Source organism: Nocardia sp. NPDC004278, assembly GCF_053602975.1.
Genome location: NZ_JBSGEQ010000013.1, coordinates 182,933 through 197,743 on the forward strand (window position 1 = coordinate 182,933; position 14,811 = coordinate 197,743).

At 65.2% G+C, this 14,811-nt stretch carries 12 protein-coding genes and 2 pseudogenes; 5 read left to right on the forward strand and 9 right to left on the reverse strand.

The window, feature by feature from the left end:
- Nucleotides 1–109 precede the first annotated feature (109 nt).
- The 6 genes from ACWEO2_RS21715 to pruA form a co-directional block, all read right to left on the reverse strand.
- Nucleotides 110–1,114: a lactonase family protein gene (locus ACWEO2_RS21715; protein ID WP_452406967.1), complete on the reverse strand. Its 1,005-nt coding sequence runs from the start codon at nucleotides 1,112–1,114 to the stop codon at nucleotides 110–112.
- Nucleotides 1,115–1,116: 2 nt separating this feature from the next.
- Nucleotides 1,117–2,517, reverse strand: coding sequence for a sugar porter family MFS transporter (locus ACWEO2_RS21720; protein ID WP_452406968.1), 1,401 nt, complete (start codon nucleotides 2,515–2,517; stop codon nucleotides 1,117–1,119).
- Between the two features lie 117 nt (nucleotides 2,518–2,634).
- Nucleotides 2,635–3,435, reverse strand: coding sequence for an NAD-dependent epimerase/dehydratase family protein (locus ACWEO2_RS21725; RefSeq protein ID WP_452406969.1), 801 nt, complete (start codon nucleotides 3,433–3,435; stop codon nucleotides 2,635–2,637).
- A 256-nt stretch (nucleotides 3,436–3,691) separates the two neighbouring features.
- Nucleotides 3,692–5,125 carry an amino acid permease gene (locus tag ACWEO2_RS21730; RefSeq protein WP_452406970.1) on the reverse strand — a complete coding sequence of 478 codons (1,434 nt, stop codon included), beginning with the start codon at nucleotides 5,123–5,125 and terminating at the stop codon, nucleotides 3,692–3,694.
- A gap of 165 nt (nucleotides 5,126–5,290) precedes the next feature.
- Nucleotides 5,291–6,247 (reverse strand): proline dehydrogenase family protein, encoded by a 957-nt coding sequence (locus ACWEO2_RS21735; RefSeq protein ID WP_452406971.1) that lies wholly within the window; start codon nucleotides 6,245–6,247, stop codon nucleotides 5,291–5,293.
- Nucleotides 6,247–7,893, reverse strand: a complete 1,647-nt coding sequence (gene pruA / locus ACWEO2_RS21740) for an L-glutamate gamma-semialdehyde dehydrogenase (RefSeq protein ID WP_452406972.1) — start codon at nucleotides 7,891–7,893, stop codon at nucleotides 6,247–6,249. The genes ACWEO2_RS21735 and pruA overlap by 1 nt, the downstream gene beginning before the upstream one ends.
- 140 nt (nucleotides 7,894–8,033) lie before the next feature.
- Here pruA and ACWEO2_RS21745 point away from each other — a divergent pair.
- Together ACWEO2_RS21745 and ACWEO2_RS21750 are read left to right on the forward strand one after the other, a co-directional pair.
- Nucleotides 8,034–9,269: pseudogene (locus ACWEO2_RS21745) on the forward strand (PucR family transcriptional regulator); the annotation flags it as partial.
- Nucleotides 9,270–9,329: 60 nt separating this feature from the next.
- Nucleotides 9,330–9,947, forward strand: a complete 618-nt coding sequence (locus ACWEO2_RS21750; RefSeq protein WP_452406973.1) for a dihydrofolate reductase family protein — start codon at nucleotides 9,330–9,332, stop codon at nucleotides 9,945–9,947.
- Between the two features lie 47 nt (nucleotides 9,948–9,994).
- On the opposite strand, the gene ACWEO2_RS21755 is transcribed toward ACWEO2_RS21750, so the two are convergent.
- Nucleotides 9,995–10,849: an NAD(P)H-binding protein gene (locus ACWEO2_RS21755; protein WP_452406974.1), complete on the reverse strand. Its 855-nt coding sequence runs from the start codon at nucleotides 10,847–10,849 to the stop codon at nucleotides 9,995–9,997.
- Nucleotides 10,850–10,938: 89 nt separating this feature from the next.
- On the opposite strand from ACWEO2_RS21755, the gene ACWEO2_RS21760 reads away from it, so the two are divergent.
- The gene (locus ACWEO2_RS21760) at nucleotides 10,939–11,556 is read left to right on the forward strand and encodes a TetR/AcrR family transcriptional regulator (protein WP_452406975.1); all 618 of its coding nucleotides are present in this window, start codon (nucleotides 10,939–10,941) and stop codon (nucleotides 11,554–11,556) included.
- Nucleotides 11,557–11,699: 143 nt separating this feature from the next.
- The gene (locus ACWEO2_RS21765) at nucleotides 11,700–12,116 is read left to right on the forward strand and encodes a hypothetical protein (RefSeq protein WP_452406976.1); all 417 of its coding nucleotides are present in this window, start codon (nucleotides 11,700–11,702) and stop codon (nucleotides 12,114–12,116) included.
- Nucleotides 12,117–12,320: 204 nt separating this feature from the next.
- Here the strand turns inward: ACWEO2_RS21765 and ACWEO2_RS21770 are convergent.
- Both ACWEO2_RS21770 and ACWEO2_RS21775 read right to left on the reverse strand, forming a co-directional pair.
- A pseudogene (locus ACWEO2_RS21770) lies at nucleotides 12,321–12,599 on the reverse strand (glycoside hydrolase family 19 protein); the annotation flags it as partial.
- Between the two features lie 253 nt (nucleotides 12,600–12,852).
- Nucleotides 12,853–14,073: an alpha/beta hydrolase family protein gene (locus ACWEO2_RS21775; RefSeq protein ID WP_452406977.1), complete on the reverse strand. Its 1,221-nt coding sequence runs from the start codon at nucleotides 14,071–14,073 to the stop codon at nucleotides 12,853–12,855.
- Nucleotides 14,074–14,174: 101 nt separating this feature from the next.
- On the opposite strand from ACWEO2_RS21775, the gene ACWEO2_RS21780 reads away from it, so the two are divergent.
- Nucleotides 14,175–14,768, forward strand: coding sequence for a TetR/AcrR family transcriptional regulator (locus ACWEO2_RS21780; RefSeq protein ID WP_452406978.1), 594 nt, complete (start codon nucleotides 14,175–14,177; stop codon nucleotides 14,766–14,768).
- Nucleotides 14,769–14,811: the final 43 nt, after the last annotated feature.

Sequence of the window (14,811 nt, forward strand, 5' to 3'; positions counted from 1 at the left end):
TTGCGGCGTGCACTCCGCCTCGCCCGCAGATTGCCGTATCCGCAGGTTATGGCCCGCAAGTGATACTCGTCCAACGCCAATTCAGCATCAACCGATACTCGAAAGGTATTCATCGGAGGTCGACGATTTCGACCCAGTTGGGATCGCGGCCGACGCCGAGTCGATGCCGTGGGGTGAGCGAGCCGGTCTCGGGATCGATGGCGTAGCTGGTGACGGCATGAGACTGCTGACCGGCGGCCACCAGAAATCGCCCACTCGGATCGATGGCGAATCCGCGTGGTCGGGCCTCGGTGGGTGTGTGTCCGAGCGGGTCGAGCAGCCCGGTTGCCGGGGTGATACGGAATCCGGCGAGCGTGCTCGAAGTCCGTTCGGCCACATAGAGATAGCGGCCGTCCGGGGTGAGCCGCAGTTCCGATGTCCACGGCGGGCCAGCCGTGGCCGGCAGCACCGTCGCCGAGGCGACGAGTGTGAGTGTGCCCGTGGCGGATTCGAATCGGTAGGTGTTCACCGTGCCGTCCAGCTCGTTGCTGCCGTAGGCGGTCGATCCGTCGGGATGGAATACCAGATGTCGCGGACCGGCTCCGGGGGCCGTTTCGACGAGTGGCGGCTGATTCGGTGTGAGCCGTCCGGATTCGGCGTCGAAGCGGTACTGCAGGATCACATCGCCGCCGAGCGCCGCCGCGAACAGGTATCGGCCGGACGGATCGGTCACAATCGAATGGGCGTGCGGTGGTGTTGATTTCACCTCTATGGGCGGTGCGACACCGCCGTCGGATGTGATCGGATTGATGGCGATCTTATTGCCCGAATACGAGGCGCTGAGCAGAAACCGCCCGCCTCGGTCCGCCGAAAGATAGGCCATATTGTCCGGCAGCGGGGTGGTCGACAGCGGTGTCAGCCGCCCCGTTGCCGGATCTGTGGCGAATACCGCCACCGTGAAGGGGGCCGAGCGCAGCGATGCGTAGAGGTACCGGTGGTCCGGGCTCATCGCCAAGGGCATCACCGCGCCGCGCACCGGCTGCGACTCGACGGGTGTCAGTGCACCGTCGTCGTCGAGTCGCAGTACGGAGATCTCGCGACTGTCGGCATTCGAAACATAAACGGCATAGGCCATATTCACGCCGTCTCGGCGGACTTGCCGCTGACTCGCGCCCGCAGCTCCAATTCGATCTGTTCCAGGCTGCGTCCATTGGTCTCCGGCACGAATCGCTGCACCAGCATGAACATCACCACGCTGACCCCGGCGAAGATCCAGGCCGAATAGCCGAGTCCGAGATGGTCGTTCATCACCGGGAACAGGAAGGTGATGGCGAAGGTCGAACTCCACAGCACCACACTGCCGACACCCATGCCGACCCCGCGCACCCGCAGCGGGAAGATTTCCGCCATCATCACCCATACCACCGCGCCCCAACCCAATTCGTAGCCCGCGAGGTAGACATTGAGCAGGATCAGTGTCGTGATGCCGGTAATGGTGTGGTTGTGCACGCCGAGCACGATGGCGCCGAGCAGGAACAATGACGAGGCCATACAAACATTGCCGAGCAATAGCAATGGCTTTCGGCCCCAGCGGTCGACAACGAAGATCACCCAGGCCGTGAATGCCACCTTGATCGCGCCGAGCACAATGGAAGCCAGCAGGGATGTGGAATTTCCGAAGCCGAGATCCTTGAACATGGTCGGTGCGTAGACATTCACGGCATTGACACCCGAGAACTGTTGTCCGACAGCGAGAATAAGTGCCACTACCAGGGCCGGTCGTGCCCATGGCGCCAGCAGATCACGCAGCCGCCCCTTCTGCTGCTCATCCAATTGGATGACCGAGCGGATACTGCTCATCTCGGATTCGATCTCGTCGGCGCGGTGCGTGCCGGCCAGTACGGCGCGCGCCTCCATCTCCCGCCCGGCGTGCACCAGCCAGCGCGGCGTCTCCGGTAAGACCGACATGCCTGCCAGCAGCGCCACTGCCGGAATCGTGGCGACCGCGAACATCATCCGCCAGTTGCCGGATCCGGACAGCGCCCAGTCCACGATGTAGGCGATCAGGATGCCGGAGACGATCATCAGCTGGTTCAATGTCGACAATGCGCCGCGCGCCCTGGTCGGGGCGAGTTCGGACAGATATGTCGGCACGGTCGCCGACGAACATCCCACCGCGATGCCGGTAATGAATCTGGCAACTACCAGCACGGCGACATTGGGCGCCAGCGCACAGCCCAGCGCGCCGACCGCGAAGACCGCGGCGGCGATCATAATGGTGCGCCGCCGCCCGAGCCGATCGGTGATCCGTCCGGCAATGGCCGCGCCGATCACCGCACCGGCGGCCAAGCAGCCGCCGATCACGCCCTGTGTCACCGAGGACAGATGCCAGGACTTCTTGATGAACAGCAACACCCCGGAGATAACACCGAGGTCGTAACCGAACAGGATGCCGCCGAGGGCGCCGAAGAAATAGAGAAATTTGACATTGGACGCGAGCGCCGATTTCGGTGCGGTCGTCGTTGACTTGAATTGCATTGTGCTGCGCTTCTTTCGCGGTGGAGCAAAGTGCTATCAGCGTCACATGCCGCTGATGCGAAATTCCTCAGAAATGCGATTCCGTCTGGGTATCGCGTGATGCGTTCTCCGCGGTATTCATAGCGGATTCGGTTTTCCCAGCGGAGTTTCCACGAAAGGTCCGCCGATCAGCCAAGGACCCGGATCGGAGACGGCGGAAATGTCCGCGGCGAATTGTTCGGCATCGTCTTGGCTCCGGTAACCGAGCTCCTCGGCCTCGCGCAGGGAGACGACCGCGCGGGTATTGGCGGATACGCCCCAGATCACCCGGTACCCGGGTCGTTCGGCGGCCAGGCAGGCCTCGAACAGTCGCGCACAGTCGTCGGGGGACAACCACATCGACAGTCCGCGGGCATCATGCGGGCGTTCGAAACACGAACCGATCCGAATACAGATCACGTCCATGCCGAAGCGGGAGTGATAGAGACTGCCCAGCGCCTCCACCGCCACCTTGCTGACGCCGTAATAGGTATCGGGCCGGGGCGCGGCGTCACCGGGAATGGGATCGGCGCCGACGGCGTGGAAGCCGACGGCATGATTGCTCGATGCGAGGACGACCCGCGGCACCCCGGCCTGCCGCGCCGCCTCCAGTACGGTGTGCGTGCCGTCGATATTGGCGGCCAGTATGTTGTCCCAGCTGTCTTCTCGGCTGATCCCGCCCAGATGGATGATCGCGTCCACCTCCCGGCACACCGCGGCCATAGTGGCGGGATCGGTGAGTGATCCGGTGACGATCTCGACCCGTTCGCCGGATGTCGGCGCGGGGAGTTCGGTCAGATCCAGTAGCCGCAGTACGCGATCGGGGCGTCGCAGGCGCGGGCGCATCAGCGTGCCGATGCCGCCACCCGCGCCGGTTATCAGAATTCGGTGATCATTCATGCGGCATCGGTCTCGCTCGCGTAAGCGAAAATATCCGCAGAGCCGTAGTTTTCGCACATGGTGTCCTCCTGTGGTGCGAGCGGAGTGTGGGATGGGTCACTCGCCGCTCGAACGTGTCAGAAGGTTATGGCGCAGAAATGATGCCTGTCCAACACCGTTTCTGTATCGACCGATGCTGTCAGGGCATCGGTTGTGGGCCGCATAAACGCGAGTTGGGCGAGTGGCCAATTGTCCACTCGCCCAATCCGATTCGCGCTTACTTAGCCAGCTCGACGTCCGTCGTGCCGTGCTCCAGCTTGGAGTTCATCCGCGAGTATCCGAAGTACACCGCGAGTCCGATCACCAGCCACACCACGAACCGCAGCCAGGTCTCCCACGGCAGCGACCAGATCAGATAGACCGAGAAGCCGATGCCGATCAGCGGCACCACTGGCATCAGCGGCAGTTTGAACGTGCGCGGTTCGTCGGGCCGGGTGCGGCGCAGCACCATCACCGCGACCGAGACCACGATGAAGGCCATCAGAATGCCGATATTGGTCAGCTCGGCAACCACGGTGATATCGAGCAGACCGGCCATCGCCGCGGATCCGATGCCGACGATCCAGGTCACCCGGGTCGGCACCTTGCGGACCGGATGGGTCTTGGCGAACCACTCGGGCAGCAGTCCATCGCGGCTCATGGCGAACCAGACGCGGGTCACACCGAGCATGAAGGTGAGCACCACGGTGACGATGCCGACAATGGCGCCGATCGCGATGATATTCGCGACGCCGGGCATGCCGACCGATTCGAAGGCGGTGGAGAAGCCGCTCGTCGGGCTGATCTCGGTGTACTTCTGCATACCGGTCAGTACCAGTGTGGCCAGCACGTACAGCACCATCGCGATGGCCAGCGAGTAGATGATCGCCTTGGGCAGATGCTTCTTACCGTCGGTCGATTCCTCGGCGGCGGTGCTCATTGCGTCATAGCCGAAGACGGCGAAGAAGACGGTGGCCGCACCGGTCCAGACCGCGCCAGTGCCGAAGGGGAAGTACGGGGTGTAGTTGGAGCTGTCGATATGGAAGACGCCGAGCACGATGATCAGCACGACCAGTGCGACCTTGATGCCCACCGCGACGGTTTCGAAGCGGCCGACGCTCTTGATACCACGCGATAGCAGCCAGGCCGTGCCCAGACAGAACAGCACCGCGAATACGTCGATGACGTGGCCGTTACCGGTGCCGTGCGCGCCCATCATCCAATCGGGCAGTGTGACGTCGATCTGTCCGAGCAGGAATTTGAAGTATCCGGAGACGCCGATCGCGACGACCGCCGCCACCGCGACGTATTCGAGCAGCAGATCCCAGCCGATGAACCAGCCCGCGATCTCGCCGAGCGAGACATAGCCGTAGGTGTAGGCGGATCCGGCCTTCGGGACCATCCCCGCGAATTCGGCGTAGCACAGCGCCGCGCAGGCGCTGGCGACACCGGCGATCAGGAATGAGATGAGCACCGAGGGACCCGTGACGGAGTGCGCAACCGAACCGGCGAGGGCGAAGATGCCCGCGCCGATGATGCCGCCGACGCCGATCGCCGTGAGCTGCCACAGGCCGAGCGACCGCTTCAGCTGCTCGTCGGCGGGTGTCTCCTCCTCGACTTGCCCGAGGGGTTTGCGGCGCAACATCTGGATGCGCAACTCCGCGAGGGACATGGGTCTTCCTTTCATCCTCTGCGATACGCGACGGTGCAGTAGCGCAGATCACATTCTGAGCAGCACTCAGCTAATCCGACCACGAAAGCGCTGTGATCGGCGAATTGGATAAATAAAGTTCGGCGGCCTTGTCCGACTGCACAGACAAGACCGCCGAGCGGAGCGTCAGCGCTGGCTGCCAGGGCGCAGCGAGCGCAGGAAGAACGCCATATTGGCGGGGCGTTCGGCGAGGCGGCGCATGAAGTAGCCGTACCACTGATCGCCGTAGGGCACGTAGACCCGGACATGATGTTCGGCCTCGACCAGGCGGCGCTGTTCGGCGTCGCGGATGCCGTAGAGCATCTGGAACTCGAAATCGTCGGACTTGCGCGCGGTGGCTGTGGCGAATACGCCGGCGGCCTCGATGAGCGCCGGATCGTGGGTGGCGACCATCGGATAGCCGTCACCCTTCATCAGGATCCGCAGACAGTCCAGATAGGACTGGTCGACCTCGGCCTTGCTCTGGTAGGCCACCGACGCGGGTTCGCGATATGCGCCCTTGCACAGGCGAATGCGCGAGCCCGGACCGGAGAACTCCCGGCAGTCGGCCTCGGTGCGCCGCAGATAGGCCTGTAACACGGTGCCGAGCGAGGGGAAGTCGGCGCGCAGTTCACGCACGATCGACAGCGTCGAATCGGTGGTGGTGTGGTCCTCGGCGTCGATGGTCACCAGTACGCCTGCATCGGCGGCGGCCGTGCAGATCTGATGGGCGTGCGCGCGGGCGATCGCGTGACCGTCCTTGGGCAGGGATTGCCCGAGCGCCGAGAGCTTGAGCGAAACCTCCAGCGGCCCGACAGATCCGGTGGCCGAACTGCGCAGCAGCGATAGCAGCGCCAGATAGTGCGACACAGTATTGCGCGCCTGCTCGATATCGGTGGTGTCCTCGCCGAGATAGTCGACGGTGATATAGCGACCGGAATTCAGCAGAGTTTCGACGGCCGCCACCGCATTCGGCTCGGCTGCTCCCGCGACGAAGCGGTCCACCAGCTTCTTGGTGGTCGACATCCGCGTGACGGTGCGCTCGAGCCGCGGCGACCGCGAGGCCGCGAGCATGGCGGGGCGTAGCAAACCGGAGATGGCCATCAGTTCTCCTCGGGTGCCTGGTGCGGATAGGTGTGCTCGGTCGGCGGGACGAAGGTCTCCTTGATGGTGCGGGCCGAGGTCCAGCGCAGCAGGTTCTGCGGTGAGCCCGCCTTGTCATTGGTGCCCGACGCGCGGGATCCGCCGAAGGGCTGCTGGCCGACGACCGCGCCGGTGGGTTTGTCATTGATGTAGAAGTTGCCCGCGGCGAACCGCAGCCGCTCGGTCGCCGCGGCAACGGCGGTGCGGTCATCGGCGATGATCGCCCCGGTCAGGCCGTAGGCCGAACCGCCGTCGACCAGTTCGAGCGCCGATTCGAAGGATCCGGCGACGGCATCATCGTAGACGTGGATCGCCAGGATCGGGCCGAAGTATTCGGTGCTGAACGCCGCATCGGTGGGGTCGTCGCCGAGCAGGATGGTCGGGTCGACGAAGTAGCCGACGGAGTCGTCGGTATGTCCGCCGGTCGCGATGGTGAGGCCCGGGGTGGCCTTGGCCCTGGCGATGGCATCGGCATTGCGGTCGAAGGCGCGCTGATCGATGACCGCGCCGCCGAAATGCGCGAAGTCGGTGACATCGCCGTAGCTCAGCGTGCCGACCTTATCGATGAGGTCGCGGCCCATCTTGCTCCACACCGACTTCGGGATGAACGCGCGCGAGGCGGCCGAGCACTTCTGGCCCTGGTAGTCGAAGGCACCGCGGATCAGCGCCGTGGTCAGCACATCCGGATCCGCGGAACTGTGCGCCAGCACGAAGTCCTTCCCGCCGGTCTCACCGACCAGCCGCGGATAGGTGTGGTAGTCGCCGATATTCGCCGCGACCGCACGCCACAGATGCTGGAAGGTCCCCGTGGAACCGGTGAAGTGGATGCCAGCCAGCCGCCGGTCGGCCAGCGCGACATCGGAGATCTTCGGTCCCGCGCCGTGCACCATATTGATGACACCGGGCGGCAGCCCCGCGGCCTCCAGCAGTTTCATCGTCCAATAGGCCGCCACCGCCTGGGTGGGCGACGGCTTCCACAGCACCGTATTGCCCATCAGGGCGGGCGCGGTCGGCAGATTGCCCGCGATCGCCGTGAAATTGAACGGAGTGATCGCATAGATGAAGCCCTCGAGCGGGCGGTATTCGACCCGGTTCCACACACCCGGGGTCGAAATCGGTTGGTCGGCCAGGATCTGCCGGGCGAAGTGCACATTGAAGCGCCAGAAGTCGACCAGTTCGCACGGCGCGTCGATCTCGGCCTGGTACGCCGTCTTGGACTGTCCCAACATGGTCGCGGCGGCAATGGTTTCGCGCCACGGGCCGGACAGCAGATCCGCGGCCCGCAGGAAGATCGCGGCGCGATCCTCGAACGACAGCGCCCGCCAGCCGGGCGCCGCGGCAGTAGCGGCGGCGATCGCGTCCTCGACATCGCGGGCCTCGGCCGTGGTGAGGGTGCCGAGCACCGCGCCGTGGTTGTGCGGCTGCACGACATCGATGGTCTTGCCCGAGGTGCGCCGATGTTCACCGCCGATGACATGGTGGATCTCGGTCGGCGTAGCGGCGAGTTCGGTCAGCTTTGCCTGCAGACGGGCGCGTTCGGCGCTGCCCGGGGCGAAGCTGCCGACCGGCTCGTTGACCGGCTGGGGCGTGGACACGATGGCGTCCATGAGTCCTCCTTGCTGGTATATGAGGGTGAGCCGAAGTCAACACCGCAAAGCTGCCCGCAGAATCGGACAAGCGGACAAAGATGGAATAACCGTATTGGCGAGTCGTATGAAAGTGGGCGGTGGTCGTGGCTAGGAAAGGTGAGTTGGTGGCCGCAGACCTCGACCTGTTCGGACTGGCGCATATGGTGGCCCAGAATGCGGGCGGGATGGTCTCCATCGAGGACCCGCAATCGCATGTGCTGGCGTATTCGGCCTCGGATCAGACGGCCGACCAGATGCGAGTGCTTTCGATCCTCGGCCGCGAAGGGCCGCGCGACTATCTGCGGGTGCTGCGCGAGTGGGGTGTATTCGATCGGCTGCGCGGGACCGACGAGGTCATCGATGTCCCGGCGCACGAGGAGCTCAATATCAAGCGCCGCCTCGTGGTGAGCATCCGCGCGCACGCCGAGGGGAGTGCACCGCGGATGCTCGGCACAATCTGGCTGCAACAGGGTGACCGGCCGTTCAAACCGGATGCCGCGGAAATCCTGCGCGGCGCGTCGGCCATCGCCGCCCGACTCATATCGCGCAGTCTGGATGCGCCGACCGGCGAGGCACTGCTGATCCAGCGGTTGTTCGGTACCGGCGGCGGCGCTGCCGATGTGCCCACCGTCGCCAATGCGCTGAACCTGCCGCTGACCGGTCCGGCCGCGGTGGTCGGATTCGCGCCGTCGCCCGGTGCGAACGCGCCGTCGCCCGCGACGCTCGGCAATATGCTTCGCTTGCGCGCCAGCTCATTTCGTGGCGATTCGGTCACCACCGTGCTCGATGACCGGGTCTATGTGCTGCTGCCGCAGTACCGATCCGCGGAAGCCGTGACCGCGTGGACCCGCCAGCTGGTCGAGCAGCTCGAATCCAAGCGCGCGCTCGAATTGCGCGCCGCCATCGCCTGTCCCGTTCCGGATCTGGCCCACGTCGCCGGTGCGCGCGCCGAGGTGGACCGGGTACTCGACAGCACCGCGGCGACCTACCAGAAGAACCGGGTGACCACGCTGGCCGAATCGCGCACCGCGGTGCTGCTCGGCGAAATCCTCGATCTCGTCGGTGACCGGCCGCATCTGCACGATCCGCGCCTGTACAAGCTGCTGGACTACGACCGGAAGCATTCGGCGAATCTGCGCGAGAGCGTCGAGACCTATCTGCGCGAACACGGCGACGTGCGCAATGCCGCGACGGCCCTGCAGGTGCATCCGAATACGCTGCGCTACCGGATCCGCCGCGTCGAAGAGATCATCGGGATGGACCTCGCCGACCCCGCCGACCGACTGCTGCTCGAACTCCAACTCGCACTGCGCCGCAGTCGATCGCCCGGCCCGGTGGTGCGCGGCGAGCGATGATTATCCGAGCTCCGGTTCGTCTGATCTGGTGACGCAGTAGTTACCGACCAAGGAGATCCGATGCGGAAAATCACCGCGGGACTGTTCATCGCACTCGACGGCGTCGTCGAGAACCCGCAGGACTGGCACTTCCCGTACTTCAATGACGAGATGGCCACGGCCGTGAACCGTCAGCTCGGTGCGGCGGACACGCTGCTGTTGGGGCGCAAGACCTATGACGGCTTCGCCGCGGCGTGGCCGGAGCGGGAACTCGCTGGCGATGTGGACGCCGAGATGGCCAAGCGGCTCGGCGATGCGCGCAAGATTGTGGTCACGCATCAGGACCTCACCTTCACCTGGCGCAATTCCGAGGTGCTGAAGGGGGATCTGGTGGAGGCGGTCGCGGCGCTGAAGACCGAGCCGGGCGAGGCGCCCATCGGTATCAGTGGATCGGTATCGGTCGTCCGCCAGCTGCTCGAGGTCGGCTTACTCGACGAGTTGCATTTGCTGGTGCACCCGATCGCGGTACGCAAGGGTCTGCGACTGTTCGAGGAGACCGACTCCGCGCTTCCGCTGCAACTGCTTTCCTCCGACACCTTCAAAACCGGTGTCGTACATCTGGTCTACGCGAAGGCGGCGGCCGAAGGCACCGAAGGGTACGAGTACGCGAAACAGTTCCTGGGCCAGGAGGACAGCTAAGCCTCGATCCAGCAACGTAATTGGGCTGTAGAGGTGTGCCCGGGGGCTCACCACGGCCGGCCCCATTCCCCTGCCACGACCGCCTCGCGGACGAAGCGCTCGAATGCGGCCGGTTCCCGGCCGAGGACCTGCTGCACGCCGGTGTACGGAATGCTGTAGGCGCCGCCGGCCTGCCCGAGCTGATTGACGGTCATGAAGTCGATCTCCACCTCGGACAGCCCGCGTGCCCGAGCCCGCACCAGCCAATCGTTGAGGTCCGTTCGGTGGTAGGTCACCGGCCGCGCGAGAGTGCGGGCGATGATCCCGACCGCCTCCCGGAAGCTCAGGGCGCGTGGACCGGACAGCTCGTATGTCATCCCGCCGTGGCCCGCGCTGGTGAGCACCCGCACAGCGACCTCGGCGATATCGGCGACATCGATGAAATCGACGGGGATATCCGGCGCGGCCTCCACCCGTTCCACGGCGCCGGCGTTGATGCCGGCCCGCCAGCCCTCGGTGAGGAAGTTCTGCTGGAAGACGCCCGGGCTGAGGATCGTCCACTCGGTGTCGCTGGTCCGGATCGGATCCTCCAGTGCGTTCATGTAGGGGCTCCGCGGGTCGGCGCGCGCACTGCGCCCCGCCAGCAACACCATCTGCTCGACACCGCGGGCGGTCGCGAACCGGACGAAGTCGGCGACCGCGGCGGCGCCGAACCCCTCGCTCGTCATCGGGGTCGCCAGGTATACCGCGCGCACACCGTCGAGGGAGTCCGCCCAGGTCTGCGGGTCGTTCCAGTCGAAGCGGACCGCACCGGAGCGGGACGCTGCGCGCACCTCGATCCCGTGCTGCCGCAGACCGGTCACCACCCTGCTACCGGTCTTCCCGGTTGCTCCTGTCACCAGTACGCGCTGTCGTGTCACCATCGAGTCCTCCTCCGTCTCCTGGTCGCCGATGCTGCGCCCCGGAAAATGGACCCGCAAGTACGGTTTCGCCGCGGCTCTACACTGGGTCGATGCCGCAGCGCAGCACTGCCAAGGGACGCGAAACCCGCGCCAGGATTCTGGCGGGTGCTACCCGCGCCGTACTCGAAATAGGTGTCGCCGCAACAACTCTCGACGACATCCGGCAGCGATCGCAGGCGAGCAAGAGTCAGCTGTTCCACTACTTCCCCGGCGGGAAGGACGAACTGCTGACCGAGGTGGCGGCCACCGAAGCCGACCGTATTCTGGGCATCCTGCACGAACGCATCGATCCGCTCGTCACCTGGCAGGCGTGGGACAGCTGGCGGGAACAGTTGCTGGGGGAATTCGATCGCACCGGTGCCGATTGCCCGATGCAGACGCTTGTGCACCACCTGTCCACCGCCACTCCCGGCGCCGCGGCAGTCGTCCGGCGGCTGATGCTGCAGTGGCACAACATCATTCGCACCAGCATTCAACGGATGCAGGCCGCCGGTGACATGGACCCCGACGCGGACCCCGACGCGACCGCCTCGGCCGTGCTCGCCGCGGTGCACGGCGGCATGATCCTGACGACCGTCACCGGTTCGTCCGCCCACCTCGCCGCCGCCTTCGACGCGGCCGTCGGCCGGCTACGAACCTCGCCCGCGCCAGCGCCCGAAACCGGGTGATCGAGCAGACCGAGTCCACAGTTCGTCTGGCACAAGATGTTTCGAGAGTTCATCGATCATGAGTCGAACATCATGCGGCACAAACGATTCCGACGCGCGCAGACGAATCACATCCACCGAAGACACGTGGTATGAATTCTCGAGTGACAAGCAGCCCCGACCCGGATCGTCCGGCGCGGTCCGAACCACGGAAGGACCTGGTCGAGCGTTCGGCGCCGCTACTTCCCGCAGGCAGTGAAATCCGGCAGGTGTTCATCTGTCAGACCGCGCCCAGCTTCATCTTCTTCCTCATCACATATCTCACTGGTCTTACGATGTTCTGGAACAAGTACCGTTGCGTGGCAGTCACTCAGAACGCCATATATGTGCTGGAGAGCAGCAAGTTGTCGGGCGGCGCCAAGCCGCAGCAGCTGGTGGGCACGTTGCCACGACACACCCAGCTCGGTCCGGTCTCCGGCCGATGGGGACAGGTGAACATCCTGGGCCAGCGCCATTGGGTGCACAAGCGCTTTCACGACGCAATCGCTGCCGCCGACCAGGAGGCTGGCCTTACCCGCTGAAAGCATGGGCCGGTCAACCGGTTTTCCGTACTCGACGTGCTCGAACGCCCGCCATGGACATGAGCTTCACTCGCTGCCACACTCACCTGCTACAAGAAGGTCGCGAAGGCAAAATCGGCGACATGGGACACCGTCTAAGACGTTGAATGGCATATGGTTTCGGACCATGTGCCACTCGGGCGTCAATGACCAAATCGTTTGCGATCATTCCGTATCGAGGACTTTGCTTGCGCGGCGGTAGTTCTCATTGCGCTCCGCACTTCCATTACTACCGCCGTTGATCGTATGGGTGATCGCATCGATATCGGATTTATCCGCGTCGTCGTTCAAATCCTTGGAATCCCAATACCATCCCGCAGTGGCGAAGGCGTACTTCGGGTCTTTGGCCAAGTCGGGGTTTCCGACGAAGTCGACCTCGAGAGCATCGCTTGCCTTCCGGTAGTTGGTGCGGCCGGTCAGCTGCAGGCCGCCTCGACCGTGGAAGCGGGCGCCGTCACCGGACCGGTCGTTTCCGAGGTCCTTGGCTTTACGGGGTTCCGTACCTGATTTCGGCGCGGGTGATCCGCGCTGGCCCGGTCACGGTGTCCCTCGTGGGCGTAGAGCAGGCATGAGCCGCGCCCGCCAACTGGCAACCCAGGCCCCAGCATCTCCATCTTGGGTGGCAATCAACACCCGCTCACGATCAGCGGATTACCTGCAGGCAGGGACCCGTCGGGATGCCAGGTCGGCGGCCTCTTCAAGCTGTCACGGCGAGGGTGTCGTCGAGCCAGTCGTAGATGCGGGCTTGGGACAGGCGCATCGCGCCCGGGTGGCAGTGGGCGCCCGCGCCTTCCTCGGCGGTGAACACCATCAGGGTCTTGGGGCAGGTCAGGTGGCCGTAGAGCTGCTCGGGCTGGCCCTTGAAGAACTCGTCCTCGGCGGCGTCGCACACCAGGGTGGGGCACTGGATCCGCTCCGCGATGCCGTCGGCGAGGGTGTAGTCGAGGTAGGAGGCATTGAAGGCCCTGGGGGTTTCGACGCCCATGACGTACATGCCGTGGTTGATCGCCCAGCGGGCGGTTGCGTCAGTGGACATGAGCTGCCGGAGGGCGGCATCGAGTTCGGGGGCGGATTCCGCGCGCAGGATCCGTTCGGCTTCCTTGCGGTCCCCGGGGATGTTCCGCGTCGATATCTGGCCGAGGTCGTAGACGCCGTCGACGGCGATCAGCGCGGCCAGGCGGTGCTCGAAGGCCGCAGCCCTGGGGGCGAGGACGCCGCCCATGCTGATACCGAGAAGTGCGATGCGGCTGTTGTCGACTTCCGGGATGGTCTCGGCGAAGTCGATCACGGGGGTGATGACGTTCTCCCAGTCCGGGCGGAAGACCATGCACTGATGGTGGCGTGGTCCGGGCATTCCGGGGCCGTCGAAGACCAGCACGGTGTAGCCACGCTCGACGCCGGCCATGGCGCCGAAGAAGTGCAACTCCTCGGCGGTGCCGTCGAAGCCGTTGTGCATGATCAGGGTCGGCCGCGGGGTACTGGTGGTGTCGGCCCGGTAAAGGTAGCCGGGCAGGGTGGTGCCCTCGTAGGGGATGCGGACCGGCTCGATGATCGGGGTGAACAGCGCCGCCGCAGACTGGAAGCAGGCCACGCTGCGGTCGTAGGCGTGGTCGTGGCGGGGGTCGCAGGGTTGGCCGTGGAGGAAGAACTCGGCCGAGCGGTAGTAGTTGGAGGCCCGCAGGAAGCCGTCCCGCGCACTGACCGGGTGGCCGGCGTCCAGCGCCTTCTGCGCCTCGCCGGCCACGCGGTCGGCGGTGGCCAGCCACTCGGTGTACCAGCTGTCGTAGTCGCCCTCGACGATGCGCTCGCCGGTGGAGACCACCTCGCCGAAGTCGGCGCCGCCGTAGGCGATGTGGCTCATCGAGCGCAGGGTCTCGTACCAGAACTGGGGGTTGTTGGGGAACAGCAGCTGCTTCATCGTCCGTACTCTCCTCGGGCAGTAAGCACAGATCTGTGCTTGTGCAGAACTGTAGACCAGCCGAGGATCAATAAGCAAATATCTGTGCTTACGATGAGGGGGTGACTTCGAAGCAGTCGACCGCACGCATCCGCAAGAGCCCTGAGCAGGTCCGCTCGGCCGTCCATCAGGCGGTCATCGACCTGCTGTCCGCACCCGGGGGCGCAGAGCTCACCATCCCCGCGATCGCTCAACACGCCGGGGTCAACCACACCAGCGTCTACCGGCGCTGGGGCAGCCGTGAGGCGCTCCTGGCCGACGTAGTCACCACCCGCCTGGAACGAGACTGGCCACTAAAGGACACCGGCACCCTGCGCGGTGACCTCACCGCCTGGGCGCAGGCGGGGGTGGCGAGCATCCGCACACCCGAAGGCCGTCTCCTCGTACGAGCCGTCGCCCTGTCCATGCCGAGCAGTGCCGACGCACAGGCGGAACGCGCACAGCACTTCCAGCGCCGCCTCCACGCCATCGAGCGCATCCGCGAGCGGGCCGTTGCCCGCGGCGAGAACCCTCCGCCCCCGGAGCAGATCCTCGACCAGCTAATCGCACCGCTCTACCTGCGGGCGATCTTCGGCATCGACCCGCCGGCCTCCGGCTACCCCGAACTCCTCGTGGACAGACTGCTGCGCAACACCGATGCGCCTGGCACAAGCTGAGTGTGGCGCGCACCTGAACCTCCGGCGCCTACTGAAGGCAGCA